At 66.4% G+C, this 25,144-nt stretch carries 23 protein-coding genes and 8 pseudogenes; 18 read left to right on the forward strand and 13 right to left on the reverse strand.

Annotated features, from left to right (window positions below):
- Window positions 1-14: 14 nt before the first annotated feature.
- From ACFQJD_RS07485 to ACFQJD_RS07530, 10 genes and pseudogenes are all read left to right on the forward strand, one after another.
- Window positions 15-1,115 carry a nitrous oxide reductase accessory protein NosL gene (locus ACFQJD_RS07485; RefSeq protein ID WP_379797269.1) on the forward strand — a complete coding sequence of 367 codons (1,101 nt, stop codon included), beginning with the start codon at window positions 15-17 and terminating at the stop codon, window positions 1,113-1,115.
- Window positions 1,112-1,921: a right-handed parallel beta-helix repeat-containing protein gene (locus ACFQJD_RS07490; RefSeq protein ID WP_379797271.1), complete on the forward strand. Its 810-nt coding sequence runs from the start codon at window positions 1,112-1,114 to the stop codon at window positions 1,919-1,921. Before ACFQJD_RS07485 ends, ACFQJD_RS07490 begins: the two co-directional genes overlap by 4 nt.
- 148 nt (window positions 1,922-2,069) lie before the next feature.
- On the forward strand, window positions 2,070-2,681 hold the full coding sequence (locus ACFQJD_RS07495) for an ATP-binding cassette domain-containing protein (protein ID WP_379800442.1): 612 nt from the start codon (window positions 2,070-2,072) through the stop codon (window positions 2,679-2,681).
- Window positions 2,678-2,905, forward strand: coding sequence for a hypothetical protein (locus tag ACFQJD_RS07500; protein ID WP_379797273.1), 228 nt, complete (start codon window positions 2,678-2,680; stop codon window positions 2,903-2,905). The genes ACFQJD_RS07495 and ACFQJD_RS07500 overlap by 4 nt, the downstream gene beginning before the upstream one ends.
- A 20-nt stretch (window positions 2,906-2,925) precedes the next feature.
- Window positions 2,926-3,522, forward strand: coding sequence for an ABC transporter permease subunit (locus ACFQJD_RS07505; protein WP_379797275.1), 597 nt, complete (start codon window positions 2,926-2,928; stop codon window positions 3,520-3,522).
- Between the two features lie 95 nt (window positions 3,523-3,617).
- Window positions 3,618-4,205, forward strand: coding sequence for a plastocyanin/azurin family copper-binding protein (locus tag ACFQJD_RS07510; RefSeq protein ID WP_379797277.1), 588 nt, complete (start codon window positions 3,618-3,620; stop codon window positions 4,203-4,205).
- A gap of 82 nt (window positions 4,206-4,287) precedes the next feature.
- The gene (locus ACFQJD_RS07515) at window positions 4,288-4,719 is read left to right on the forward strand and encodes a universal stress protein (protein ID WP_379797279.1); all 432 of its coding nucleotides are present in this window, start codon (window positions 4,288-4,290) and stop codon (window positions 4,717-4,719) included.
- 26 nt (window positions 4,720-4,745) lie between these two features.
- A pseudogene (locus tag ACFQJD_RS07520) lies at window positions 4,746-4,811 on the forward strand (hypothetical protein); the annotation flags it as partial.
- 70 nt (window positions 4,812-4,881) lie between these two features.
- Entirely contained in the window at window positions 4,882-5,193 is a 312-nt protein-coding gene (locus ACFQJD_RS07525) for a universal stress protein (protein ID WP_379797281.1), read from the forward strand.
- 164 nt (window positions 5,194-5,357) lie between these two features.
- Window positions 5,358-5,744 carry a hypothetical protein gene (locus tag ACFQJD_RS07530; RefSeq protein ID WP_379797283.1) on the forward strand — a complete coding sequence of 129 codons (387 nt, stop codon included), beginning with the start codon at window positions 5,358-5,360 and terminating at the stop codon, window positions 5,742-5,744.
- Here the strand turns inward: ACFQJD_RS07530 and ACFQJD_RS07535 are convergent.
- Entirely contained in the window at window positions 5,741-6,628 is an 888-nt protein-coding gene (locus ACFQJD_RS07535; protein WP_379797285.1) for a sensor histidine kinase, read from the reverse strand. The genes ACFQJD_RS07530 and ACFQJD_RS07535 overlap by 4 nt on opposite strands.
- Between ACFQJD_RS07535 and ACFQJD_RS07540 the strand changes: the two genes are divergently transcribed.
- Window positions 6,620-6,772: a hypothetical protein gene (locus tag ACFQJD_RS07540; protein ID WP_379797287.1), complete on the forward strand. Its 153-nt coding sequence runs from the start codon at window positions 6,620-6,622 to the stop codon at window positions 6,770-6,772. The two genes, ACFQJD_RS07535 and ACFQJD_RS07540, sit on opposite strands and share 9 nt — an antisense overlap.
- A 45-nt stretch (window positions 6,773-6,817) precedes the next feature.
- Here the strand turns inward: ACFQJD_RS07540 and ACFQJD_RS07545 are convergent, their stop codons facing one another.
- The 5 genes and pseudogenes from ACFQJD_RS07545 to ACFQJD_RS07565 form a co-directional block, all read right to left on the reverse strand.
- Window positions 6,818-7,393, reverse strand: coding sequence for a histidine kinase N-terminal 7TM domain-containing protein (locus ACFQJD_RS07545; protein WP_379797289.1), 576 nt, complete (start codon window positions 7,391-7,393; stop codon window positions 6,818-6,820).
- Between the two features lie 194 nt (window positions 7,394-7,587).
- Window positions 7,588-9,745: pseudogene (gene katG / locus ACFQJD_RS07550) on the reverse strand (catalase/peroxidase HPI).
- A complete protein-coding gene (locus ACFQJD_RS07555) occupies window positions 9,742-9,900 on the reverse strand; it encodes a hypothetical protein (protein ID WP_379797291.1) in 159 nt (52 codons plus the stop codon). The pseudogene katG and the gene ACFQJD_RS07555 overlap by 4 nt, the downstream one beginning before the upstream one ends.
- Before the next feature lie 221 nt (window positions 9,901-10,121).
- Window positions 10,122-11,137 (reverse strand): annotated as a pseudogene (locus ACFQJD_RS07560) (tyrosine-type recombinase/integrase).
- Window positions 11,130-11,521, reverse strand: a pseudogene (locus ACFQJD_RS07565) (DUF5805 domain-containing protein). The pseudogenes ACFQJD_RS07560 and ACFQJD_RS07565 overlap by 8 nt, the downstream one beginning before the upstream one ends.
- A 107-nt stretch (window positions 11,522-11,628) precedes the next feature.
- Between ACFQJD_RS07565 and ACFQJD_RS07570 the strand changes: the two are divergent.
- A complete protein-coding gene (locus ACFQJD_RS07570; protein ID WP_379797293.1) occupies window positions 11,629-12,618 on the forward strand; it encodes a PLP-dependent cysteine synthase family protein in 990 nt (329 codons plus the stop codon).
- Between the two features lie 254 nt (window positions 12,619-12,872).
- Here the strand turns inward: ACFQJD_RS07570 and ACFQJD_RS07575 are convergent.
- A pseudogene (locus ACFQJD_RS07575) lies at window positions 12,873-13,052 on the reverse strand (type II toxin-antitoxin system VapC family toxin); the annotation flags it as partial.
- Window positions 13,049-13,279, reverse strand: a complete 231-nt coding sequence (locus ACFQJD_RS07580; protein ID WP_379797295.1) for a DUF7557 family protein — start codon at window positions 13,277-13,279, stop codon at window positions 13,049-13,051. The gene ACFQJD_RS07580 and the pseudogene ACFQJD_RS07575, both read right to left, overlap by 4 nt.
- A gap of 177 nt (window positions 13,280-13,456) precedes the next feature.
- On the opposite strand from ACFQJD_RS07580, the gene ACFQJD_RS07585 reads away from it, so the two are divergent.
- From ACFQJD_RS07585 to ACFQJD_RS07595, 3 genes are all read left to right on the forward strand, one after another.
- Window positions 13,457-13,654, forward strand: coding sequence for a DUF7557 family protein (locus ACFQJD_RS07585; RefSeq protein ID WP_379797297.1), 198 nt, complete (start codon window positions 13,457-13,459; stop codon window positions 13,652-13,654).
- Window positions 13,651-14,046 (forward strand): PIN domain-containing protein, encoded by a 396-nt coding sequence (locus ACFQJD_RS07590; protein WP_379797299.1) that lies wholly within the window; start codon window positions 13,651-13,653, stop codon window positions 14,044-14,046. The genes ACFQJD_RS07585 and ACFQJD_RS07590 overlap by 4 nt, the downstream gene beginning before the upstream one ends.
- A 453-nt stretch (window positions 14,047-14,499) precedes the next feature.
- On the forward strand, window positions 14,500-14,631 hold the full coding sequence (locus ACFQJD_RS07595; protein WP_379797301.1) for a hypothetical protein: 132 nt from the start codon (window positions 14,500-14,502) through the stop codon (window positions 14,629-14,631).
- 402 nt (window positions 14,632-15,033) lie between these two features.
- On the opposite strand, the gene ACFQJD_RS07600 is transcribed toward ACFQJD_RS07595, so the two are convergent.
- Complete coding sequence (locus ACFQJD_RS07600; protein WP_379797302.1) at window positions 15,034-15,702, reverse strand: SOS response-associated peptidase; 669 nt, start codon at window positions 15,700-15,702, stop codon at window positions 15,034-15,036.
- A gap of 182 nt (window positions 15,703-15,884) precedes the next feature.
- On the opposite strand from ACFQJD_RS07600, the pseudogene ACFQJD_RS07605 reads away from it, so the two are divergent.
- Window positions 15,885-16,804: pseudogene (locus ACFQJD_RS07605) on the forward strand (threonine synthase).
- Entirely contained in the window at window positions 16,801-17,118 is a 318-nt protein-coding gene (locus ACFQJD_RS07610) for a threonine synthase (RefSeq protein WP_379800444.1), read from the forward strand. The pseudogene ACFQJD_RS07605 and the gene ACFQJD_RS07610 overlap by 4 nt, the downstream one beginning before the upstream one ends.
- A 31-nt stretch (window positions 17,119-17,149) precedes the next feature.
- On the opposite strand, the pseudogene ACFQJD_RS07615 reads toward ACFQJD_RS07610, so the two are convergent.
- The 3 genes and pseudogenes from ACFQJD_RS07615 to ACFQJD_RS07625 form a co-directional block, all read right to left on the reverse strand.
- Window positions 17,150-18,120 (reverse strand): annotated as a pseudogene (locus tag ACFQJD_RS07615) (MBL fold metallo-hydrolase).
- A gap of 178 nt (window positions 18,121-18,298) precedes the next feature.
- Window positions 18,299-18,688, reverse strand: a complete 390-nt coding sequence (locus ACFQJD_RS07620) for a hypothetical protein (RefSeq protein WP_379797303.1) — start codon at window positions 18,686-18,688, stop codon at window positions 18,299-18,301.
- Window positions 18,689-18,722: 34 nt separating this feature from the next.
- Window positions 18,723-20,339, reverse strand: a complete 1,617-nt coding sequence (locus ACFQJD_RS07625) for an FAD-binding oxidoreductase (protein WP_379797305.1) — start codon at window positions 20,337-20,339, stop codon at window positions 18,723-18,725.
- A gap of 159 nt (window positions 20,340-20,498) precedes the next feature.
- On the opposite strand from ACFQJD_RS07625, the gene ACFQJD_RS19350 reads away from it, so the two are divergent.
- The gene (locus ACFQJD_RS19350; protein WP_417448767.1) at window positions 20,499-20,669 is read left to right on the forward strand and encodes a hypothetical protein; all 171 of its coding nucleotides are present in this window, start codon (window positions 20,499-20,501) and stop codon (window positions 20,667-20,669) included.
- Window positions 20,670-20,745: 76 nt separating this feature from the next.
- On the opposite strand, the pseudogene pglX reads toward ACFQJD_RS19350, so the two are convergent.
- A pseudogene (pglX, locus tag ACFQJD_RS07630) lies at window positions 20,746-25,023 on the reverse strand (BREX-5 system adenine-specific DNA-methyltransferase PglX).
- Window positions 25,024-25,144 lie beyond the last annotated feature (121 nt).

Below are 25,144 nucleotides of genomic sequence, written 5' to 3' on the forward strand. Positions count from 1 at the left end.
GGCACCGGGAACCCATGCGCCTCGATCCGAAAACCACAGTCGCCGTCGTGTTCGCCCTCTTGCTCCTGTCGAGCGGCGCGTTCGCCGTCGACGTCTCCGGGAGCCAGCGGCCGGACCCGGTGGCGTTCGACGACGCCATCAAGATCGGAATGACCGGGAACGCGACGGTCAGCGCCCGGTCGTCACAGTACGAGATTCCGCGGGCGCAGGTGTTCTACTCCGAGTTCCACTACGTCGTCGGCTACTACGGCGTCTCTTCGATGGTGGACGAGCTCGGGCGCGAGGCGGCGCGAGACCAGTTCGGCATGCCGCTCGTCGTCTACGTCACCGACTTCGCCGGCGAGGGCGTGGAACTCACCGACGAGGGCTACATCCGAACGACCGAGGGGACCGTCGGCCGGGGCGACTGGATCCCCGTCGCGGACGCCGCCTTCGTCGTCGGCAGTCGCGCACGGACGCCCGCCGGCCCCGCGGTCGTCCCCTTCGGAGACGGGAGCGCGGCCGCGGCCTTCGCCGATCGGTACGGCGGGCGCGTCGTGCGCTGGAACGCGCTTCGGCGGACCTCCTTCGGGACGGGCGAGCGCGCCCTCGGCCGGATGCGAGCGGACGTCGCCGAGCGCCGAGCGTGGGCGAACGCGACCATCCGACGCGCCCGCGAGACGGCCCGCCGTCCCGTCTCCGTCGTCGTCGGCGAGGACGCCCCGACGCTCGCGGCGGCGGTCGAGGCGGCCCCGCCGAACACGACGGTTCGCGTCCCATCGGGGACGTACGAGGGCGTCAACGTGACCGTCGAAAAGCCCCTGACGGTCCGTGGCGCGGGCAACGAGACGCATCTCGTCGGCGACGGCGACGGGAGCGTCGTCAAGGCCCGCGCACCGAGCGTCGGCGTCGTCGACGTCCGCATCTCGGGCGTCGGCAACGAGACGACGGTGTCCGAGATCCCCGGAAACCGGACCGGCGACTGGGACTATCGCGTCCAGATGGGGTACGGCTACGGCGATGCGGGCGTCGTCCTCGACGGCGCGAACGGGTCGTACGTCCGCGGCGTCGACGTGACGACGCCCGCCAACGGCGTCGTCGTCCGGTCGACGCGGGGGCCGTCGTCGACGGCGTGACCGTCCACGGCAGCGAGGAGTGGCTGAACGGCTTCATGGGCGTGATGGTGATGGAGTCGCGGATCGTCGTCCAGAACTCGTCGTTTTACGGCGGACGCGACGGCGTCTACACCCACCTCGCACACGGCCTGGTCGTCCGCGACAACTACTTCGAGGGGATGCGCTTTGGCACCCACGAGATGTACACCTCGAACGCGCTGGTCGAGGACAACGTCGCCGTCGACACCAACATCGGCGTCGTCGTGATGACGCGGCCCACGGGGAACGCGCTCGTCGGCAACGAGGTGCGGGCGAGCGAGGCGGGCATCAGCGTCGCCGGCAGCGCCTCCTACGTCGCCGGCAACGTCCTCGTCGACAACGGCTACGGGATGGACGTCGTCTCCCGGAGTTCCTACTACGTCCGGAACGTCCTCGTCCGCAACGACGTCGGGGCGCGCGCGTCGTCGATCATCCCGACGAACCGAATCCACCACAACGACTTCGCCGGCAACGACCGCTACGTCGTCGCGGTCATCGGCCCGCTCAGAGTCTGGACCGGCGACGAGGGCGGCAATTACTGGGAGGGTGCACCCGGTCGCGACGCCGACGGCGACGGCGTCCTCGATCGGTCGTTCCAGCCGACGGGAGCGGTCGACAGCCGGATCGACCGGGTAGCCGGAGCGCCGACGCTCGCCCGGTCGCCCGCCGTCGCCGCCCTCCGCGGTTTGCAGGACGTCGTCCCCGGCCTCCGGGGAACGGGCGTCGTCGACAACCGACCGCTGTCTCGCCCGGTGCGACCGGCCGCTGTCAACGAAACACAACGATGACCCAGGACTCACGACGGACGCAGGCGCGCGGACGAACAGTCGCGACGGTCGAGGGCGTGGGACACGCCTTCGGCGACCTCACAGTCTTTCGGGACGTCTCCTTCGAGGTGCGCGAGGGGACGATGACGACGCTCGTCGGCCCGAACGGATCCGGCAAGACGACGCTGCTCCGCATCGTCGCCGGGCTGCTCTCGCCGACCGAAGGCACGGTCGACGTCACGCGTCGGTCCGAGCGCGCGGTCGGCTACCTCCCCAGCAGCCGTCGTTCCGGTCGGTGTTCACCGTCGAGGAGACGCTCCGGTTCTACGCCGACCTCCTGCCGACGGACGTGGACGTGGCCGCCGCCATCGACCGGGTAGGGCTGTCGGGCGCGCGCGACCGGAACGTCGACGCCCTCTCTGGCGGGATGCGCCGCCTCCTCGGCATCGCACAGGCCACGCTGGGCGACCCGTCGCTCGTCGTCCTCGACGAGCCGACCGGCGACCTCGACCCGCGCATGACCGAATACGTCTTCGAGGTGCTCGTCGACCTCGCTGAGTCGGGGATGGCGGTCCTGCTGGCCACGCACAACCTCCTCGGGGCGGAGAAGGCCGACGACGTGGCGTTGCTCGATCGCGGGGGCATCGTCGTGCGCGCGCCGCCCGACGAGTTCGTCGGCGACGCCGACGCCGACTCGCTGGCCGAGGCGTTCCGACACTACGTCTCCGGCGACGCCGACCTGACCGTTCGCGCGGGGGCCGGCGGAGGTGACGATCAGTGACCGACGCGCGTCCGGACGGGGGCGAGGCGGCCACGGAGACGGACCGACGCTCCGTGACCGCTCGGATCGAATCTCTTCCCGATCCGGACCAGTTGTTCGCCGTCGTCGGACGCGAACTCCGGACGGTCGTCCGGACGCGGGCGTACGCGGCGCTCGCCGTCGGCTACGCGGCGCTCGTCGTCGCCCTCGCGGGGCCGGCGGCGCGTCCGGGTTTCTGCCGCTGACGCTCGATCTGCTCACGTACGTGGAGCTACTGGTGCCGGCACTCGCCATCGCCTTCGGCTACCGCGCCGTTCTCGGCGACGCCCGGCGCGGCGAACTCGACGTGTTGCAGACTTACCCGCTCTCGAAGCCCACGTTCGTCCTCGGCGTCTACCTCGGGCGCGTGACGGCGCTGTTGGTGGTCGTTCTCGTCCCGCTCCTCCTGGTCGGGGCCGTCGTTCCGTTCGTCGGCGGCACGCAGTCGAGCGTCCTCGCGACCCACGCCGGCGCGGATTCGGCGTTTCTCTACCTCCGATTTCTGACACTCACGGCGCTGTTCTCGATGGTCGGCCTCGGCGTCGCCCTCGCCGTCTCGGCGACGGCCGACAGCGTCCGCGCCGCCATCGCCCTCGGTCTGGGCTTTCTGGTCGTTCTCGTCGTCGGCCTCGACGTCGGCATCGTCGCCGCCCTCGGTGCGGGCGTCGTCGGCGAGGGCTCGCTCCAGTGGGTGCTCGCGCTCAGTCCCAACAGCGCGTTCCGGGGCTCGTCCTCCGAACCGTCGTGGGCGCGGTGTCGACGTCGTCTGTGCGCGCGGCCGTCCCCGCCGCGAACCTCGCTGGACTGGCGATCTGGCTCGTAGGGTCGCTCGCACTGTCGATCTGGGCGGCCTGGGACGATTAGAGCTGACGCGACGTCGATAGTCAAGTTTTCGTAGGATGGTACGCTAACCCCGGTATGGAAGACGACACTCGTTCCGTCTCGCGACGAGGGTTCCTCACTGCGGCGGCGGGCACGGCGGCGACGACCGCCGCAGCCGGGACGGCGACGGCACAGGAGTCGACCACGCACACGGTCGAGATGACCGACCAGCTCGTGTTCGACCCCGACGAGATCACTATCGCTCCGGGCGACACCGTCGTCTGGGAGAACGTCGGCACCGTCGGCCACAGCGTCACCGCTTACGAGGACGAGATTCCCGAGGACGCCGAGTACTTCGCGAGCGGCGGCTTCGACAGCGAACAGGCCGCACGGAACGCCTACCCCCAACAGGGTGACATCGCCGGCGGCGAGAGCTACGAACACACCTTCGAGGTGACCGGTGATTACGAGTACTTCTGCATTCCCCACGAGGCCGTCGGCATGGTGGGCACCGTCACCGTTCAGGAGGGCGGCGCGCAGACGCCCACCGGCGGCGGCGCGCCGGCCGTCTCCGACACCGCGAAGTCCATCGCCGTCGCCGCGGCGAGCGTCCTCGTCGCCGTCCTCGCACTGGCGTACTTCTTCATCAGATACGGCGGCGACTACGGCGTCGACGAGGCGTAGTAACCGCCGGGTCGGTCCGCCCGCTTCCGAACCGTCGAACCTACCCCCGTTATTTACGGCGCACGCACTCGGACGTTCGCGTATGTACGACGACATCCTCGTTCCGACGGACGGGAGCGACTGCGCGCGACGGGCGGTCGAGGAAGCCGTTCGACTCGCCACGGCGTTCGATGCGGCGTTACACACGTTCTACGTCGTCGACACGGAACTCTCGGGGGCGGAAGGCGGCGGGGCCGTCGTCTTCGACGAACTCGAAGCGGAGGGCGAGCGCATCGTTCGCGACGTGGTCGAGCGCGCCGAGGACGCGGGCGTCGACACGATCGAGGCGTCGGTGGCGACGGGCGTCCCCTACCGCTCGATCCTCGACTACTGCGAGGAGTACGACGTCGACCTGGTGGTGATGGGGACCCACGGGCGGACCGGCCTCGAACGGACGCTCGTCGGAAGCGTCACCGAGAAAGTGGTGCGCACGTCGGACGTGCCGGTCCTGACCGTCTCCCTACCGTCAGAGTAACGACGCTTCGGACACATCTCGAAATCATGAGGTTCCTCGTCGCAGTCGACGGGTCCCGACAGAGCGAACAGACCATCGAGTACGCAGTCGAACTCGCGGAGGCGACGGGCGCGTCGGTGACCCTCGTCTACGCCGTCGACCCGGAGGTGTACTCCGAGGGGGATGGAACCGATTTCCAGCCTCTCGGACGCCGACCAGCGACTCATCATCGAGGATATCGAGGACGCCGAACGCCGCGCCGAAGACGTCCTCGACGAGGCGGTCCGCATCGCCGAGAACCTCGGCGTCGAGGTCGAGACCGAGACCATCTACGGCGACCCCGTCGTGAGCATCCCGTCGTTCGCCGAAAGCGAGGGGTACGACAACCTCTTCGTCGGCCACCAGGGACGGTCCGAACGGACCGAACGCGTCATCGGCAGCGTCGCCAAGGGCATCGTCGAGCGGTCGTCGATTCCGGTGACCGTCGTCCGGTAGCGCGGATCGGTCCGTCTCGCAGGTGACTCCGACGGCCCGGTCGCCGAGGTCGTCGGTTCGCGCACGCCCTCTGTCAGAGTTTCTATATAGCGAAATAGGATTCATCAGTTCGCGATCCGACACGAGCGGAAGACAGTTGTTCGTGGCACGCTATCGACGGGTCGATGTTCGCGGTCGCGTACGTGCTCGGGGTGTTCGCTGCGACGGGCGCGGTACTCTCCCTCGCCCGTCGACTGCTGTGCGTCTCGCACGACGAGCCGTGGGAGGCGAGATCCGTCTTGCTCGCCCGGGAGGTTCGTGCGGTGGCCGAGGACGCCGACGAGCGCGCCACGGCCCGGCGACGACTCGTCTCGCTCGCCAACCGCATCGAGGGACACTCGCGCGCGGCCCCGCCGGACGCGGACGATCGGCTCCGGCAGTGCGTCCACGAACTCGGCGTCGAATGCCGGAAACTCGGGATGGAACGTCCCCGCCGGTCGCCGCCCGGGCCGTCACTCGACGCCCTCGACGAGAAAGCGGATGCCGTCGAACGAGCCGTAACGGAGGATTAGGCCGGCGGAAAGGCCATTTCGACGACGCTTCCACCGTCGTCCCCCTCCGCGAAGGTGACGAATCCGCCGGCGCTCTCGACGGCCCAGTTGACGAGCCACAGTCCGAGGCCGCTGCTGTGCTGGAGCGAGTCTTCCCCGCCGCGGGACAGGGGTTTGCGCTCTATCTCGGGGATGCCGGGTCCGTTGTCCGCGACGCGGACGACGACTTGGTCGTCGCACTCGACGGTCACGTCTACCCGCGGCGTCTCGGCGTCGTTGTGTTCGATCGCGTTTTCGAGGACGTTCTCGAACGCGAGCTGCAGGAGTTCCGCGCTCGGACTGCTGACCGTCGCGGTCGACGGCGCGTCGAGCGACACCTCGGCCGACGGCCACCGCGAGCGAACGCCGGCCAGCTCCGAACGGAGGACGTCGAGGACGTCGACGGAGACTCGACCGTCGCCGCGGTCGCGGAGCGTCGTCTCGATGTGTCTCGCGTCCCGACTCAGCGCCCCGACGTCGTTCGCGACGGCCTCGATCCGGGTCGCCGTCTCCTGTACCTCGTCGTCGTCGCTCGCCGACCGGATGTTCGACGTCCAGCCGACGATCTTGTTCATCTCGTTGCGGAGGTTGTGGCGGAGGAGGCGGTTCGTCACCTCCAGTCGCTGTTCGTACTCGTGGCGCTCGGTCACGTCCTGTAACGCCAGGAGCCAGCCGACGGGGCGATTCCTGAAATCCGAGAGTTCGGACGTGTGGACGTCGTAGAACCGCTGTCCGGTGTCCGTTTCGACGGCGATCGTCTCGCCGTCGAGTTCGTCGACGGCGTCGATGCCGACGGTGGTCTGGAGGCTTCCACCGACCCGAACGGACGGGTATATCTCCGTCGCTTTCTCGTTGCAGTGGACCACGCGGTCGTCGTCGTTGACGACGACGAGTCCGTTTCCGAGCGTGCTGATGAGGTCGGCGCGCGCGACGGGGTGAGATTCAACAGATCGAACTTGAACAGCGCGACGCCGAAGATGGTGCCCGAGACTGCGAACGCAGCGGCGTGAGGTCGAGTTCCGGCACCGGCGACAGGCCGAGCGTGAACGCGCCGTTCATGCCGAGGGGGCGGCGATGGCGACGAGGAGCAACCCGACCTGGAGGCGGTAGATGACCGACGACCGTGCGAAGACGCGGACGAAGATCAGGACCGCGAGCGCCACCACGAGGTAGGCGTAGACGATGTGGACGAGATACGCCGGACCGAACGAGGTAGCGAGGTGTGGAATCGGCGTCGAGACGAGGGCGACGTCGGCCCAGACGAGCCGATGGGCGGGATTCGTCCCCGCGAACACCGCGAACGCGAGGGGATCGATCGCGAGCGCGAACACGGTCCGTCGATCGAGCCACTTGTCGTGGCCCGCGTACGAGAGCGCGAAGACGAGCAGGAGAGCCGGGATTACGGCTCCGGTGGCGGTTCCGATGCGGTACCAGAACAACTGGGCCCCGAACGCGTCGTATCCGAGCCGTATCGCGTCGACGAGCGACCAGCAGCCCATGGCCACGAGCAGCGCCATCGCGGTGTCCGCGGCGGGCCGGTCGCGGTGTCGCCACGCGAGCGCCGCCACGCCGAAGTCGACTGCGGACGCCGCGAACAGCGCCACGGAGAGGCCTGTGAGTCGCCACGCCACGATACGTCCCGTTCAGGGACGACCGTTATAAAATTTCGGAGGATATCCACGGAACGCGACCCGTTTCGGCGACTTCGACCGGGCCCCCTGCAGAATCGCCGAGGTCGTCGCCTCGGTGTCTCTTCCGAGTAGCCGACGTTTTGTGCGTCCGACACGAGCCGACGAGAGGCCGAACCGGAGGCGTGCGGCCGAGATTACTCGAGGTCGAAGCGATCGAGGTGCATCACTTTGCCCCACGCGTCCACGAAGTCACGCACGAACTTCTCCTCGCCGTCGGCAGCACCGTACACGTCCGCAGTGGCGCGGAGCCGGGCGTTCGCGCCGAAGACGAGGTCGAGGCGAGTGGCCTCCCACTCGACTTTGCCCGTGTCGCGATCACGGAGTTCGAAGCGCTCGTCGTCCTCGTCGACCGACACCCACTCGTAGTCCATGTCGAGCAGGGTTTCGAAGAAGTCGTTGGTCAGCGTCCCCGGTCGGTCGGTGAAGACGCCGCGGTCGGTGTCCTCGTAGGTGGCACCGAGCGCGCGCATGCCGCCGACCAGAACCGTCATCTCGGAGACCGACAGGTTCAACAGCTCTGCCTTGTCGACCATCCGCTCCTCGGGGGTGTCGTACAGGTCGTCGTACTCGCCACCGAGGTAGTTCCGAAAGCCGTCGACCTTCGGTTCGAGCGCCTCGAAGGATTCGACGTCGGTCTGCTCCTGCGTCGCGTCGGTGCGACCGGGTTCGAACGGGACCTCGACGTCGTAGCCGGCGTCCGCCGCCGCCGCCTCGACGGCCGCGTTGCCGCCCAGGACGATCAGGTCGGCGAGCGAGACGCGGACGTCGTCGTCACGCGAGCCGTTGAAGTTCTCCTGGATCTCCTCGTACGTCTCGAGGACGGACACCAGCTCCACGGGTTCGTTGACCTCCCAGCTCTTCTGCGGTTCGAGACGGATGCGAGCGCCGTTCGCGCCGCCGCGCTTGTCGCTGTCGCGGTACGTCGAGGCCGCCGCCCACGCGGTCTTGACGAGCTGGGAGCGGGAGAGGTCCGAGTCGAGGAGCTCCGATTTGAGCCCGTCGACCTCCTTGTCACCGATCAGGTCGTAGTCGGCGTCGGGGAGGGGTCCTGCCAGACCATCGTCTCGTCGGGGACCTCGGGGCCGACGTATCGCTCCGGCGGGCCCATGTCGCGGTGCAGGAGCTTGTACCACGCCCTCGCGAAGGCCTCCTGAAACTTGCCGGGGTTCTCCTGGAAGCGCTTCAGGACCTCCCGGTAGTCGTCGTCGTGCTTCAGGGCGACGTCCGTCGTCAGCATCATCGGCCGCTGGGTTTCCGACGAATCCTGCGCGCCCGGTGCCGCCTCGATTTCCTCCTCGTTCTCGGGGCGCCACTGCCACGCGCCGCCGGGGCCCTTGTGGGGTTCCCATTCGTGATCGAGCAGGTTGTCGACGTAGCCCATGTCCCACTGTGTCGGCGTGGCGTTCCACGGGCCTTCGATACCGCTCGTGATCATCCCGGCCTTGTCGCCGAAGTCGTGCTTCCAGCCGAGGCCTTGATCCTCGACGGGCGCCGCCTCGGGCTCGGGGCCGAGGTGCTCATCGGGATCGTCGGCACCGTGAACTTTTCCGAAGGTGTGGCCGCCGGCGATGAGCGCGACCGTCTCCTCGTCGTTCATCGCCATGCGTTCGAACTCCTCGCGGATGTTCTTCGCGGACCCCTCAAGGTCCGGCTCGCCGTACGGACCTTCGGGGTTCACGTAGATGAGTCCCATCACGGTGTTCGCGAGCGGGTCCTTGAGATTGCCTACCTCTCCCTCCTGGAAGCGCTCGGGCGAGGTCGTTTCCCACTCCTCCTCGGGTCCCCACTTGACGGCCTCGTTGGACGCGAACTCGTCCTCGCGGCCGCCGGCGAAGCCGAACGTCTCGAAGCCCATCGACTCCAGGGCGACGTTCCCGGCGAGAACTATCAGGTCGCCCCACGAGAGCTTGCGGCCGTACTTCTGTTTGACCGGCTGGAGCAGGCGGCGCGCCTTGTCGAGGTTTACGTTGTCCGGCCAGCTGCTCTCCGGCGGGAGACGCTGGAGGCCGCCGGACGCGCCGGCGCGGCCGTCGCTGGTGCGGTACGTCCCGGCGCTGTGCCACGCCATTCGGATGAACAGCGGCCCGTAGTGACCGTAGTCTGCCGGCCACCACTCCTGTGAAGTCGTCATCACTTCCTCGATGTCCGACTTCACCTCCTCGAAGTCGAGTTCCTGGAACTCCTCCGCGTAGTCGAAGTCTTCGTCCATCGGGCCGACGTCGCAGGCGTTCTGATCGAGAATCTCCAAGTCAGCAGATTCGGCCACCAGTCGTGATTACGCTTTCGCGTCATCGTGCAACCTCCGAGAGTTCGCCGTTCGCGCCGCTCGCACTGCGGACGTTCTGGTCGTCCGGGACTGCCTCCCCGGAGTTCGTCGCAAGCGCCTCGTGTTCGGGGCCCTGGTAGTCGGCGGCCCCACTCTGATGTTTGGAATCGTCTTCGGACATTACAGACACCCCGTTATCGAACCGGCTAGTTCATAAACACATCGGATATTTTTCCGATTACCGTCGTTACTTTCGCTATCTTGAAATAGAGAATGTGATTCAGGAAGTGTTATTTCTATTTTCGGAAACCCATGATTCGGCGCGACCCGTACGATCCGATCTGCCGTAGATTTAGTATAGCTATATACGGTTTATTAGTTCGCAGCCCAACGCACATACCTCTACAGAAGTTGATATATGTTCCGTTCGTACGTCTCTCTGACCCGGTCGCCCCAGTTGTGCGTGTAGGTGTCGACGATGTCGCCGGCGACGTCGCCACGGAGGTACTTCACGATGCCCCGGTCGCCGGTCCGATCACGGAGGTGGGTCGTGAAGAAGTGCCGAAAGTAGTGGGGAGTGACGTTCTCCTCGGCACCGCCGCCCTCGCGGTACCAGCCGCGGCGTGTGGCGTGTTCCTCGACGACGTGGTGAACCATGTGTGGCGTCACCCGGCGGCCCCAGCTGTCGCGGGTGCTCACGAAGAGGGGTGTGCCGAGGAGATTGGATCGGGCCGGACTGCGAGCCAGCGGACGAGTTCCGCCCGCAGTTCGTCGTCGACGGGGACCACGGTGGCGCGTTTTCGCTTGTTCGACGCTTCCCGGCGCTCCCCGTTCGTCGCCTCGTCGACGCTCGGATGGGGCGAGACGAACAGCGACGTTCCACGCCCGTCGAGTTGGGGGCGGACGGACGCGCCTAGATCTCGAACCTCCGGCAACGAGACGTCTCGAAGGTCGAGGTTGCAGAGTTCGCCGACGCGAACGCCCGTCTTGAGCATCGTCACGAGGAGAGCGCGGTGGAGCGGGTGGCCGACGTCTTCGAGAAACGCTCGCATCTCCGGGACGCTGATCTCCCGGCGGGTCGGATCCGTGTTGATCCGTTCGTCCATCTCCTCCATGACGAGCGTCATCGGGTTCGATTCGAACTTCCCGACGCCGGTCATATACGAGTAGAATCGGTGGAGATAGGATGCGTACGTCGCGACGGTGCTCTCGGCGAGGGTTCCGCGGAGTCGGTGAACGTAGGCCATGCAGTCGCGGTGTGACGCCTCCGACGGCACGTCGACGTCCCGTCGTTCGCCCAAGAACTCCTCGAACTCCCGCAGGACGCGCTCGTAGAAGTCGCGCGTCCGGTCGGTCTTCCCGTGATACGTCATGTCCTGCAGGAAGTAGCCGATTTCGTCCGTGGACGGGTCACTCATCGGTCACCAGGGTGTAGCCGTCGTGCCGACCGCTGTACTGCACGTCGTTGACCGCCTGTAGCTCCTGTAACGTCGATTCGAGGCGGTCCTCGATTCCCCCGTCAATCGGTCGACGAGTTCGTCCCACGACCGGTGGTCGCTCTCCGAGAGCGCCGCACGGACGCGCCGTTCGAAGACGTCGCCGTCGTCCGACTGCTCCGACGACGCGTCGGCCGTCTCGGGGACGTCGAACTCCCGCCGGCCGGCCTGAACCATCGTCCTGACGAACTCACTCTGACTCATGTCGAGTCGTTCGGCGTCGTCACGCCACCGCTCTTTCTGGTAGGCTGGCACGTACGTCTTCACCGCCGTCCGTGACGTGTCGACGTCGTCGTCCGGTTCCATACGTCGCCATCTCGTTCCGACGTTATCAAAGTATACCCCGACACACAGATATAACGGGCGAACGGCGTAGGTGAACGCTTTTTCGCGCCGACGGACGAACGGACCCCATGGCCGTCGACACCGACGCCGTCGGGGACACCCCGCTGGTGGAACTCGACGTAGGGGTCGACCCTACCGTCTACGGCAAGGTAGAGTGGTTCAATTTCGCGACGTTACCGAACGGTGGGGGATCGGTCAAAACGCGTATCGGCGTCGCGATGCTCGACGCGGCGGAAGCAGTGGGCGAACTCGACCCCGGTCAGTCGCTCGTCGAAGCGTCCAGCGGAAACACCGGTGCGGCGCTGGCGCGCGTGGGTGGAGCGCGCGGATACGACGTCGAGATCGTCATGCCCGACGATGCCGGTGTGGGCAAAGTCGACGCGATACGTGCCGCCGACGGCGACATCCGCTTCGTCGACAGCGAGGAGGGGTACGACGCCTTCGTCTCGGCGTGCCAGCGACTCGTCGACGCCGGGGCGGGCTACTACCCGAACCAGTACGAAAATCCCGCGAATCCGGGAGTCCACGCGGGGACGACCGGGCCGGAAATCTGGCGACAGACGGGCGGGAACGTGACGCATTTCGTCGCCGGCGCGGGGACCGGCGGCACCGTCGCCGGCGTGAGCTACGCCCTCGCGGGCCGTGGCGTCGAAATACACGGATTCACGCCGGTGAGCGACGGACACGACATCGACGGCCTCAAGTTCCTGTCGGGCCCCGACACCTACGTTCCGGGGACGTTCGATCCCACCGCTCTCGACACGAGCACCGTCGTCTCGACCGCGACTGCACGCGAGCACGCCCGTCGGCTCCGCCGCCGACACGCCGGCACGGAACTGCGGATCCGAGACACCGGGCGGTGGTCCACGTCGCTCGTACGGGACGAACTCCGCATCGACGACGAGTTCCTGGTCGGTCCGTCGAGCGGGGCGTGTGCGGCCCTGGTCCGCCGTCTCGATGCCGACGGCCGATTCGGCGACGACGACGTCGTCGTGATGCCGCTTCCGGACCGCGGCGATCGGTATCCGGAACGGGACCTCTGGGCGGAGTATCTCTGAATCGCTGCCCACGACGGCGTCGAGACCGATCGACTGGCTCTAGTACGTTTCTACTTCGACGCCCAACGCTTCGAAGTGCTCGACGTTCTCCGTGAGGACGGGCTCACCGTAGAAATCCGCGACGGCCGCCACCATCGGGTCGACCTTGTCGATGTCGCTCTCCCTCCGAGCGCATCGTCCGCCTTCCCGCCCATCGCTCCCGCCTTATCGGCTAATTCCCGGGTCAGTTCGACTACCGGATACATCTCCATCGCGTTCTCTAACTTCCGTCTCTCATCCCGGTCTCCCCATCGCTCGACGCCATACGAGAGCTCCATCACGACCGGGGCCGGAACGCGCTGGACTACATCATTCTCCGTCAGTTCCACACCCTTCTCGAAAGCGTCCTGCCGCTGTCGGAACAGGTGTACCAGAAACGTCGTGTCGATAATCACTCGAATAACTCCCGAAGCTCCTCTTTCGAATCCACGTCTTCCCGACGCTTCTCCTCGAGACCTTCCTCAATCGCATCCGCGGTCTCCGGTGACAGAATCCCCGCCACTTCTCCCGGATCTGGACCTCCTATTAGTCGCCGAATCGTGTCCTCCATCGTCTCCCCTTCCCGCTTGTGCGCCCTGATTCGCTCGTGAAGGCTTTCGGAAATACGGACTGATTTACTCATGGCGTATACTCGGATATACATCGACTTCAACCTGTTGTACCGCTCTCGAATCTTATCTATCCCACAGAATACCGAGGTAGATTGTCGGCATTGAGGTCGCCGCGCTCGGGAACGCGAAAAAGTCGCCTGGCTGTAACGGCGAAACACATACCTCCCCTGAATTCAAAATAAATTCATATGAGCCGAACGTCCATCCCCGTCGACTTCTCCACCAAAGAGCGATTAGACCGCTTGAAACGCGATGACGAGACCTGGGACGAGTTCTTACAGCGGGTCACGTCTTCCGAAGAGCCGATTGAAGCGGGTGCTTGGTCGGATGAACAGGCCGAACAGGCAAAAGAGTCTATCAGGAAGTCGCGGGAGAACTGGCGATGACGTTCCTCGACAGTTCGACCATCATCGAATACCTTCGTAACGACCGGACTGTCGTCGATTATCTCGACAAGCGCCAACCGTGGTGGACGTCGACGATCTGCGTCTTCGAGGTTCTGAACGGCCTCGCGGGGTCGCCGAACTTCGACCCCACCGAAGAACGTCAGAAGTTCAGCGGCGTCCAAGCACTCGAATTTAACGAACAACTCGCCCTCGAAGCCTCCCGACTACAGGACGCCTCAATCAAGGACGGAAGCGAATTATCCCATCGAGACGCGATGATTGCCGCCACTGCTCGCTCGACTGGGGACGAATACGTTGTCGCAGACAGCGACTTCGAAACCGAACCGCTCGAAGCCGTCATGGACGTGACGAACCTTCACGGCGACGACTAGAATCTATCCCACTGAATACCGAGGTAGATTGTCGGCATCGGGGTCGCCGGAGAGATACATCATGCCGAGCGACGTCAGTTCGAACACATCCGACCCGTGGTAGAACGGCGCGATGAGCGCCGCGTCGGTGAGGACGGCGCACCGTTCTCGAATGTTCTTCGGACGCCGTAAATCGGAAGTGTCGCCCTATCGCCGACGGCGACCGCGTCGACCACGACACCGACGAACCCAACAGTCACACAGCCCGAATCGCCGAGCAACTCGCCATGTCCGACGACGAGGACGCCGTCGAGGAGGACGAAGATGATCCGAACGTATAGCGAAATGCGATTTACAGGGGTGCGGCGATGAACGCCACCGCGCCATCTACCGGGCGACTGGGAGCAGTGGCCGACGATAGCCCAGGTCGAATATCTCGTAGCGTCGAGCACGCCCCGCGAGCTCTACTACGTGTTGGCGGAACTCGCCGACTACCCCGCGCGGGACGTCTCCCCCACGTTTCGGAAGGTCGAACTGGCGAGCACCACCGCGATGCTCATGCGCAAATATCACCACGAGCCGGCGGAGATCTTCGAAAACCGATGAATCCTACGGCACCAGACGAGCAGATAAGCCGGGTCGGCTCCGTCGCGGTCAGTCGAATCGAAATCCCGCCGTTCACCTCGAGTGAATCTCGTGCGGCCACCCCACGGCATATGGCTTCGATAGGATACGTCCTACACACCAAGATAAGTGGCCTTATTTTCTCAAGTAGGGACACAACCTGACGGCGTCACAATAAATATTTGTGGATTTAGGACCTCATACCGTGGCAAAGTAGTCCCCCTACACAAATATTGAAAATCGTCCGATTCGATTCCGTTCGTCCCCGTCTCCGCTCCGAAAACGTAACGCGATCGACCCCCTTCCGTGCCGGACCGCTGAAGGGCCGTCTTCGACCCGTTGACCCCCTGAGTCGACCTCGGATGATCGGCATCCACGGACCTCTCACCGCTGAACCGCCTCGACCAGTTCCGGCGAGTCGTTTCGCGGGTCGTTCACCCGCGTCGAGACGGGGTACGCGTGTAACTCCTCGCTCGGGTGTGGTTTGAGGAGCGACTCGGCGTCGTCCCCACTCCCCGTGAGCCACGTCAACTCCGCGTCACGATCGAGAACGACCGCCATTCGGTCGTGGAGTTGGGCGACGACGTCGTTCGGCCCCGTCGTCAGGACCGCGAAGGACTCCCGAGCGTCGTCCGTCGCCGAGGAGTCGCCGACGCCGAAGTCGTCGAGTCCGGCCTGGGTCGTCTCGGGCGTCCAGCGCGTCCAGATGCCGGCCATGGCAAACGGCCGGTCGTCCTCGAACGCAACTCGGTACGGGCCGTCGTCCGTCCACTCGTAGAAGCCGTCGGCGGGGACGAGACACCGTCGTCGCTCGAAGGCGTCCCCGAAACTCGGCTTCTCGCGCACCGTCTCCGCGCGCGCGTTGATTATAGCGTCGTCTGCCCACCCGGGGGTAAGCCCCCACTCCATCCGCCGGACGCGCCCGCCGTCCGTGACGACCGGAAGCGACTGTCCCGGAGCGCAGTTGTAGCGGGGTTCGAACTCGTCGGCCGGAACGTCGAAGCGTTCGCCGAGTTCCGGCGGCGGCGTGAACAGCGTATATCGACCGCACATGTCTCCCCGTTTCGTCCGCCGGTAGGTAAACGGACAGGCTCGACGCCGTCGCTCCCGCCACGAATGAATCGTATGTCGCTATACCGATCCGGATCTCCTCACGACGTCGAACGGAGCGGGATCAGGGGCGACATTACACTCGCCGGGGGAACGTCTACGGTGGTGCGATTCCAGTTGCGGACATGAAACACGTCACCGGTCTCGAATGCATCGTCTGCGGCGAGACGTACGACGCCGACCAGATCGTCTACACCTGTCCGAATCACGAAGGCGTGCGAGGGATTCTGGAGGTACAGTACGACTACGACGCCGTCCTCGACGCGTTCGACGCCGAACTCGACGGCAGTATCCCGAGTCAGTGGAAATACCGCGCGTTCCTCCCCGTTCACGACGACGCCGAAGCGGTGACGCTCCACGAGGGCGGCACTGAACTCTACGACGCGCCGAATCTGAGTTCGGAACTCGGCGTCGAGACGGTCGTCAAGGACGACGGCCGCTGTCCCACGGGCGTCCTCAAGGACCGCGCGAGTTCGATCGCCGTGACGAAGGCCCGACGCGCGGGCCGCGACGTCGTGACCTGTGCGTCGACGGGGAACGCCGCCGCGTCCCTCGCGGGATACGCCGCGCGTGCGGGCATGGACGCGCGTATCTTCGTCCCCGCCGCCGCCCCCGAGAGCAAACTCGCCCAACCGCTCGTCTACGGCGCGGACGTCCTCGCGGTGAACGGCACCTACGACGAGGCCTACGATTTGAGCCTCGAAGCGACGGAGGCGTTCGGGTGGTACAACCGAAACGCCGCGATAAATCCGTTCCAGGTGGAGGAAAACGCACCGTCGGCCACGAACTCGCCGAACAGACGCGGACGGATCCGCCGGACTGGGTCGTCTTCTCGATGGGCGACGGCTGTACGATCTACGGCGGGTGGAAAGGCTTTCGCGAGTTCTCGGAGCTCGGCTTCGTCGACGACGCGCCGCGGATGCTCGGTGTACAGGCCGAAGGAGCCAGCGCTATCCACGACGCGTTCCACGAACACGACGGCGTCGACGACGTCGCCGACACCCTCGCGGACAGCATCGCCGTCGGCGCCCCCGAAACACGCTGAAAGCCTGTAAAGCGCTCTCCGAGAGCGACGGGACGTCGGTCGTCGTCTCCGACGACGAGATACTCGACGCCGAGTCGACCCTCGGCCGGACGGAGGGCATCTACGCGGAACCCGCGGGCGCGGCACCCGTCGCCGGCGTCCGGAAAGCGCTCGACGAGGAAATCGTCGCTCCCGACGAGACGGTCTGCGTCGTAGTCACCGGGAACGGCCTCAAGGACACCGAGAGCGCCCGCGCCGCGGCGGACGACGTCCACTACGTCGACCCCGTCCTCGACGACGTCGTCGAGAAGTTCGGGCCGCCCGAGACGTCCTGAAACGCCGCTGGGGTAATGAACCGATCCCCGTTCAGAACAGGTCGTCGAGCGACGCCGGGGCTTCGACGAGGGCGTACTCCCCGTCCTCCCGTTCGACCACGCCGTGACGGTCGAGGTGGTCGAGGTGGGCGAACGCCTCACCCGGGCCGTGGAGGATGTGGATGGCGTGCAACTCTCCGAAGAGGTGTGCGCTCACCGTCCACGCGTCGGCGGGACCGTGGGTTTCGAGGACGTCGACGACGCGCTCCGTCCGTTCGCGATGGTGGTGCTCGATCGTCCGGATGCGCTCGTCGGGGGTGCCGATCGGTCGTCGGTGGCCCGGCCAGGCCCTGACGAGATCCAGCTCCCGGAGGACGTCGAGCGAGGACAGATACCGTTCCAGCGGTCGGTCCACCCGGGGATCCGCGCCACCGACGTTCGGCGTGTAGACGGGGAGGATGGTGTCGCCGACGAACGCTTCGGGGCCGGTGTCTCCCTCGAAGGCGAAACAGGAGAGTCCGGCCGTGTGTCCGGGGGTGTGGACGACGCGGAGCGTGTAGTCACCGACCGAGAACCGGTCGCCGTCCGAGAATTCGACGAGATCGGTAGGGGGCGCTCTTCCTTGCCGGCCGCCGAATCGAGGAACTCGAACAGTTCGGCGTCTTTCCCCGCGGGAACGCCCCACGACTCGTATCGCGCTCGCTCCTTCTCGCGGAGGAGCGACTCGACGCCGGCGTTCCGCCGAACCATCGGGGCGTCGGCCTCGTGGACGTGGACCGTCGCGCCGCTTTCGGCCTGGAGTTCCCCCGCGAGTCCGGCGTGGTCTTGGTGCCAGTGAGTCAGCAGAATCCGGTCGAGGTCCCGCGGTTCACAGCCGTTCGACGCCAGTTCGCGTTCGAGTTGTACCCGCACGTCGGGCGTCGAGACGCCGGTGTCGACGAGCATCGTCTCGTCGCCGCCGTCGATCAGATACGCGCTGTTCTCGCCCTCGAACTCCTTGTTCTCCAGTTCGAGGGGGTGGATAGTCGTCATAACCACCGGAAGGCTGGGGATCGCTTTAGCCTTTCCCCCACCGACGAATCGGATGACGACCGGCGAAAGCGGCCAGAGGGCGGCGGCTCCGGAGTCTCCGCGGCCGACGTCGACCGCGTCGGGCGAACTGTCTGTGGGACGTTTCGGACGCCGAACAGCAACACGTAAACTATATTTCGCGATACGACATGTACTGGCTCCAGGCGACGGGATCGACGAACGCCTCCGTGAGCCTTCGACGCGAAACGCCGGCTCCTCGGCGTCTTCGACTCGTCGAGGAGCCACAAACGGTTACGACCGGTCGTCGCGGGCGACGGGTCACGGTGTGGCCTCTCGGAACGGTCGACCAACCGGTCAAATGTTCGCAGCTATAGCAGCCGACGATGACTTCGGTGAGGAACTCCTCCCCGCGAATCGTTTCGAGGTCGCTACGGTGAGTGACGTGCGCGGGCGCGAGCCAGTCCCCGGCCGTCAGGAGATACGCCGCGTTGACGAGAAATACGAGTGCCCCGACGAGGATGATACCGGCCATCGATGCGTACGAGAGCGGGAGCAGCAATCCCGACGGCGAGCGTTTTCGTGAACGGGGCCGTTCAGTCGACGAGGACGCCCGGATTCATCACGCCCTCGGGATCGAGCGACCGTTTCATCGCGCGCAGGGCGTCGCGGTAGTCCTCGGGCGTCTCGCGGTGGTACCACGGTTTGTGTGCCCGGCCGACGGCGTGGTGGTGGGTCGTCGTCCCACCGTGGTCGATGACGGTGTCCACCGCCGCCTGCTTGATCTCTTCTGCCTGTTCGATGGCCCGGTCGGGGTCCACCGGTGCGAGCATGGTGTAGTACGGCGCGGGACCTTCGGGGTAGACGTGGGTAAAGCGGGTGGCGAGAAAGCCCGTCCCGCAGACGCGCTCCATCGCGTCCATCGCCGCCTCGGTGACGTCGGTGTGGAGGCTCGGGAACTGGTCCCAGGTCACCGCCGTCTCGAAGGTCCGGCGCATGACGCCGAGGCTGATGAACGCGTCCGTTCGGTAGGGGTCGCGGAAGAACTCGTCTCGCCAGCGGCGCTCGGGTTCGCTCGCGCCGCGGTCGTCCTCGCCCGTCGTCTCGTCGACGTAGAAGGCTCCGGCGGGACACCGACCGCCCTCGTCTTCGGCGAGGGCGATGGCCCGGTCCAGTTCCTCCTCCGGAAGCGCGTCGTTCGCCTCGAAGCCCAGAAGCAGGAGGTGCGTGTCGGCGTCGGCGGTGAGGCGGTTGAGTTTGGCGTGGTTCTTATCGAGCACCCTGCAGTTGGCGGGCGTCAGCCCCGACTGAACGACGCGGCGGGCCGCCGTCACCACCTCGTCGAAGGAGTCGAAATGCATCGTCGCCCGCGCGGAGTAGGGCGGGCGCGGGACGACGTTCATCCAGGCCTCGGTGATGATGCCCAGGATGCCCTCGGAGCCGAGGACCAGTTCGTTCGGATCGGGGCCCGCACCGGAAGAGGGGAGCCGCCGCGTTTCGATCTCCCCGTCGGGCGCGACCATCCGCACGTTCTCCACGAAGTCGTCGATGTGGGTGTAGTTGGTCGCGTAGTGGCCGCCGGCGTGAGTCGCCAGCCACCCGCCCAGCGTCGAGAAGCGATACGACTGCGGGTAGTGACGGAGATTGAGGCCGTAGTCGGCGAGTTCGTCGTTGATGTCGGGACCGAGTTTCCCCGCCTGAATCTTCGCCGATCGGGACGTCTCGTCTACCTCCAGCAGTTCGTCGAACTCGCGGAGGTTGACCGAGACGACGCCCGCGAAGTCGCCGTCGACGTCGCCCTCGACGCCGCCGACGACGCTCGTGCCGCCGCCGACGGGGACGACGGCCGCGCCCGCGTCGCTCGCCCACTCCAGGACCGCTCGTAGTTCGTCCTCGTCTTCGGGGCGGGTCACGAGGTCGGGAGCCGAATCGAAGTTCTCCCGGAATCCCCGCACTCGGTCGACCCAGCTCCGACCGTACGTGTGGCGGACGCGCGTCTCCTTGTCCGCCGCACAGAAGTCGGCCAGTTCGTCGGGCACGTCGAGGCGTGATTCGGGGAGCGTGACGTTCGAGAGTTCGGGGTAGTCGAGTCGCGGTCGCTCGGGGAAATCGAACTCCTCCTCCACGAACGCCGCCAGGTCCTCGCGCTCGGAGTCGCCGAGGAGTTCGTCCTCGTACCCCCACGCCCAGAAGCTCCGGTCGCGGTCACTCATTCGTACCACCCAGTCGTCCGTCGACGGTCCGTCGCATCGGCGGTGCCATCCGTGCCATACGCTGGCAAACACCAGTGGGATGTATAATTGTTATGTTCCCACCCCCGGTCGTTCCTTCGATGTCGGGTAGTCTGCCGGGGATATTCTCCACTTTCGATAGTGATAATACGGTGTGCCGACGCGCACACCGTCCACGGATCATCGGCACACGGCCGTCCGGAGGAGGTCGACCTGCAAGCGGTCGTTCTCGAAGCAGCGTGTCGCGAGTGCTCCGATGTGGCGTTCGACGACGCCGGTGTGCTCGACGATCGCGCGGAGTGGCTCCTGTAGCGCGACGGGGTCCTCGGCCGCCGCCTCGTCGATGGCGTTTCGAGCGGTCTGTGAGTCGTTTTCGTTGCGAGCGTGGTTACAGGACGTCCTCGTCGACGATATCGGGAACGATTTCGGCGTCGGCCAGCGGCGTGACGTTGATCTCGACGCCGTGCTCGCGGTTCGGCCGGTAGCCGGCGGTCGTGACCTCCGCGAGCGCGCGGTCGGACCAGTCGGACGGAACGGCTTTCGCGAGCGTCCCGCAACCGTCGCTGATCTCGTCGGCCAGCGACCTGTACTCGTCGAGCCCGGCGGCGAGGGTCGCGAGGTGCTTCGCGTAGTCGTCCTGCAGGCCGTCTTTCGGATCGCCGTCCGCGTCGAGGAACGCCGACCCCTCGCGCTCGAAGTAGTACGTCGTGAACAGGACGCCGGTACTGGAGTAGTGGTCGGACCCCTTGAGCCGCCGGTCGAAGTAGTCGAAGAGGTCGGCGAGATGCGCTTCGACCGGCTCGTCGTCCGGGCGGGCATACGCCTCGCAGGCGCGTTCGAGGGCTTCGAGCGCGTCGATCCATTCGTCGCGCCACTCCTGAACCTTCCCCAGAATCCCGGCGAGAACGCGTCCTCGAACCACGCCTCGCTCCGCGCCTCGCGCAGGTCGTCGAGCACCCCGAGACGCCGGGCCGTCTCCTCGCGGAACGCCGCGACCTTCGGAGCGAGGTCGGCGGCGAGACCGCGGCAGTCGGCGTCGAAGTCGCGCGGGGTCGCGTCGCCGAGGCCCTGGATCACGTCCTCGAAGACGGCGATCTGTTCGAGCGCGCTCGCGTGGCGCTCGTACGCTTCGGCGGCCTCGGCCCGCTCGTCCGCGCCGAGCGAGTCGTCGCTCCGACGCCGATTCGCCGCATCCCGACGCTCCCGGAGGGCCGCCTTCCGGGGTTCGAGATACCGGTTCTGGAGCCGGTCGAGGACGCCCGCGTCGAGCTGGTGGTAGTCGACGAAGCAGGCGAAGCCCTCGCCGGTCGCGTCGGCGACCAGCCGCTCGGTCGTGAGCTTCCAGACGACGGGCGTGTTCTCCATCCGGTCGACGTGGTATGCAAAGAGGTCGTCGGCGACGAACCGCCGGAGGTTCGGATAGGCCTCGTCGGCCGCTGACGCCGCGCCGAGGACGTCGTCGACTTCGACGAGTCGGTCCGCCGCGTGGTCGCCGTAGACCTCGTGGAAGCGCCCGACGATCCGGTCGAGCATCGTCTCCCGGTCGTCCGCCTCGACGGGGACGACGCCGTCGTCAGCGTCGCGGACCACCTCCATCGCGAAGTGGTGGACGAGGTCTTTGACCTGCGCGTCGAGGTCCTCGGGGACGGAGTCGGGGGTCGGGAGTTCGCGATCCTCGGGGTCCTCGGCCGTGCGGAGGAAGATTTCCGTCCGTATCCGCTCCCGCGTGTCGCTGTCGATGTCGAACGCGTCGTACATCGCGTCGTCGACGTCGTCGGCTAACTGACTGACGGTCCGACGCCGCTGGACCGCCGCGCGTTCGGCGTCCCGAACGGCTTCCTCGATCGGCGTCGACGCCGCGGTGTCGTCGTATTCGAGGTCGAACCTGTCCGTCGTCTTCTGCTGGTGCGGGTGGTCGTAGAAAAACGCCGGCCGATCCCCGACCGGCAGGATCGAGGGGCCGACGTAAAACGGGCTCGTGGGGTCGTTCGTTCGCTGGACCACCCGGGTGCGATACTGCTCTCGACCGAGCGATCCGAGGTCGTCGACGTCGGAAATCCGGTCGTGCCACGGGATGCGGCCGACTTCACCGACGTTCCAGTGCCGTTCGGTGGTCAGCGAGAGAAACAGCGCGTGATACACGTCCGAGTTGAGCGCGGCCATCAGGTGCCACAGCGACTGGTCGTCGTCGCGCGGGAAGAGCATGAATCCGGTGTGGCTGAACACGCCGTCCGCGGGGAAGTAGCCGAACCGGCGTCCGGTGTCTTTTATATACGTCCACGTCAGCCCCTCACGGCGGTAGTACCGGGTGTTCTGGAACCGCGACCCGCTCGATCTCCGAAGCTCGTCGCCGTCCGCGCCGAAGTCGACGGTTTCCGTCACTCTCGGCAGGACCCACGCGTCCGCACCGCCGTTCGCGAACGGCGGATGGTCGTCGAAATCGGCGACTTCCCAGTGTTTCCTGACGAATCGGCTATTGTTCCCCGTCGCGAGGCCCTGAACGGCTTCGGCGACGCTCTCGCCGTCCACGTCCGCGCGTTCGGCGTCCAGTTTCAGATCGGTGTCGTGGAGTTCCCGCACCGCCGGCGGCGTCGCGTAACAGATGGGCGTCCCGGGAACTGCCGCCAGCGCCGCCAGCGGAACTGTGAACTTCCGGACGACGCCGTCGTTCGATCCGTCGCCGCCGAGGGCGTCGAGAAACGCCGACTCCTTGCGCTCGGTCGGGAGGTCGTAGAGGCGGAAAAACGTGCCCCGTTCGGACGCCGGCCTGTCGCCCGACCGGATGACGCTCCCGACGGTCCTGACGGTCGCGTTGTCCAGCACGCCCGTCCCGAACTCGGCGAGATAGTCGAACGCGCCGCGCTCGCCGAGGAAGTCGGCTCGGAACCGTTCGAACGTCCGCTTGTACATGAACGACCGCGGCACCAGCATCCCGATGCGACCGTTCGACTCCGTTATCCGCTCGCACACTTCGAAGAAGTTGATGTAGAACTCCGGCGCGTACGAGTACCGCTCTCGGACGTACTCTTTCACGACCTCCGGCATCCGGTTCTGTGATCCGTACGGCGGGTTCATCAGCGCGACGTCGTAGTCCTGTGCGAGCACGTCCAGCAACCGGACGAAACTCCGCAGGTCCTGTGCGAGAAAGGAATCGCGCTCCAGGTGTTCGTCGACCGCGTCCCGCAGGCTGTGGAGCATCTGTCCCAGCGTGTGTTCCTCGCGGGGGTCGTCGCTCAGCGTGAGCTGGACGCCCGCTTCGTCGCCGTCGTCCTCGAAGAGGTCGCCCAGGGTGCCCCGGACGTCGAGCAGACTGCCGAGTCCGCGGCCCTCCTCGAAGGCGCCGAGGATCCGTCGGAGGGCGTCCGCGACGTCGTCCCGGCCGTCGGCGACTTCCGCGAACACGTCCTCGACGCCATCGACGTCCGCCACCGCGGCGTCGGCACAGACGATGCCCGCGTCGGGCATGTCGAAGCCGTCGGCACCCTCGGCTTCGGCGCGCGTCCGCCCCTTGAGATAGAGGTTGAACGCCGCGAGCTGACAGGCGCGCATGTCGAGGTCGACGCCGTAGAGGTTGTGTTCGAGGATCTTCGCCGGGATCTCGGCCCGATCGAGGTCCGTCTCGGCCCACCAGATGCGTTCGAGGACGTCGAAGGCGTAGAGGAGGAAGTGGCCGCTCCCGCAGGCCGGGTCGACGACGCGAAGCTCCTCGGGGTGGTCGAACGCCGTCGGCTCGCCGTCGTCGGACGGCACGAGATACGTACAGCAGTCGGCGACGCTCGGCGACTCGTCGGGCGAGAGCGGACGGTGTTTCCGCTCGGCGGACGAGAGCCCCGCCTGCGCCTCGATGGCGTCCTGCAACTCGCCCGCGTGTTCGAGGTAGAGTTTGCCGAGCGAGTTGTCGGTGAGCATCCGCACGACCCAGTGGGGCGTGTAGAACTGGTTCGCCGGCGGGACGTCCTCCGGGTCCAGCCCTCGCGGTCGCCCTTGCGGCGCAGGTCGTCGAGCAGTTTGACGTTGTAATATTCGTAGACCCAGCCGAGGACGTCGTCGGCGCGCCAGAGTTCGTCGGGGACGTCGTCGAGGAGTCGGCAGAGTGCTTCGAGGGTGTCGTCGTCGGGTTCGAGGAGGCTGTACGCCGACGACCGGTCGAACAGGATGCCGATTTCGTCGGCGAGGTCGTCGCAGGCGTCGTGATAGGCCCGGCGGATGGCCTCGTCTTCGAGCAGGAACTCCTCGTGGACGAGCGTCTCGGCCGCGGGGGTCAGCCCGTTGTCCTTGAACACGGTGACCTCCTCGCCGATAAAATCGCGCACCTCCAGACAGCGCAGCGCGGCGAGGCGGTTGACGACGGTGTAACCCACGCCGGCGACGTACTGCTCGACGGCCTCGCCCCAGGATTCGCCGTCGACGCCCTCGAGTTCGATCGCCTCGACGAGTCGCTGGATGTTCCCGTGAGCGTGCGGACGGGGTTCGAAGCGCCCTGCGCTTCGGTGTCTTCGTCCAGCGAGTCGACGTCCTCGGGCTCGTCGTCGAGTCCCGTCTGTGCGAGCTGGAATCTGACGTTGTCCTCGACCCGCTCGCGCATATCCGCGACGACGCCTTCGAGGCGTTCGCGTTCTTCCCTGTCCAGTTGGGCTTTCCGTCGAGAGAGAGAATCGCTTGCCATGGGCGGGGGAGTCGTGTACGCTCTGTTCGAACCGGACGACCGCCTTTAACGTTGCCGATGGCCGCGGCGCGTCGCCGACGGGTCCTTCAGTCCCGCTCGACGCCGGCCGGACGGGCCGCGT

Source organism: Haloplanus sp. GCM10025708 (assembly GCF_042663985.1).
GTDB lineage: Archaea > Halobacteriota > Halobacteria > Halobacteriales > Haloferacaceae > Salinirarus > Salinirarus marinus.

Bases quoted from the DNA above. Each gene is read 5' to 3' on its own strand.
- ACFQJD_RS07485 (WP_379797269.1), top strand. From the start codon at position 15: ATGCGCCTCGATCCGAAAACCACAGTCGCCGTCGTGTTCGCCCTCTTG.
- ACFQJD_RS07510 (WP_379797277.1), top strand. From the start codon at position 3,618: ATGGAAGACGACACTCGTTCCGTCTCGCGACGAGGGTTCCTCACTGCG.
- ACFQJD_RS07515 (WP_379797279.1), top strand. From the start codon at position 4,288: ATGTACGACGACATCCTCGTTCCGACGGACGGGAGCGACTGCGCGCGA.
- ACFQJD_RS07525 (WP_379797281.1), top strand. From the start codon at position 4,882: ATGGAACCGATTTCCAGCCTCTCGGACGCCGACCAGCGACTCATCATC.
- ACFQJD_RS07530 (WP_379797283.1), top strand. From the start codon at position 5,358: ATGTTCGCGGTCGCGTACGTGCTCGGGGTGTTCGCTGCGACGGGCGCG.
- ACFQJD_RS07555 (WP_379797291.1), bottom strand. From the start codon at position 9,900: ATGTCCGAAGACGATTCCAAACATCAGAGTGGGGCCGCCGACTACCAG.
- ACFQJD_RS07570 (WP_379797293.1), top strand. From the start codon at position 11,629: ATGGCCGTCGACACCGACGCCGTCGGGGACACCCCGCTGGTGGAACTC.
- ACFQJD_RS07580 (WP_379797295.1), bottom strand. From the start codon at position 13,279: ATGAGTAAATCAGTCCGTATTTCCGAAAGCCTTCACGAGCGAATCAGG.
- ACFQJD_RS07585 (WP_379797297.1), top strand. From the start codon at position 13,457: ATGAGCCGAACGTCCATCCCCGTCGACTTCTCCACCAAAGAGCGATTA.
- ACFQJD_RS07590 (WP_379797299.1), top strand. From the start codon at position 13,651: ATGACGTTCCTCGACAGTTCGACCATCATCGAATACCTTCGTAACGAC.
- ACFQJD_RS07600 (WP_379797302.1), bottom strand. From the start codon at position 15,702: ATGTGCGGTCGATATACGCTGTTCACGCCGCCGCCGGAACTCGGCGAA.
- ACFQJD_RS07625 (WP_379797305.1), bottom strand. From the start codon at position 20,339: ATGAGTGACCGCGACCGGAGCTTCTGGGCGTGGGGGTACGAGGACGAA.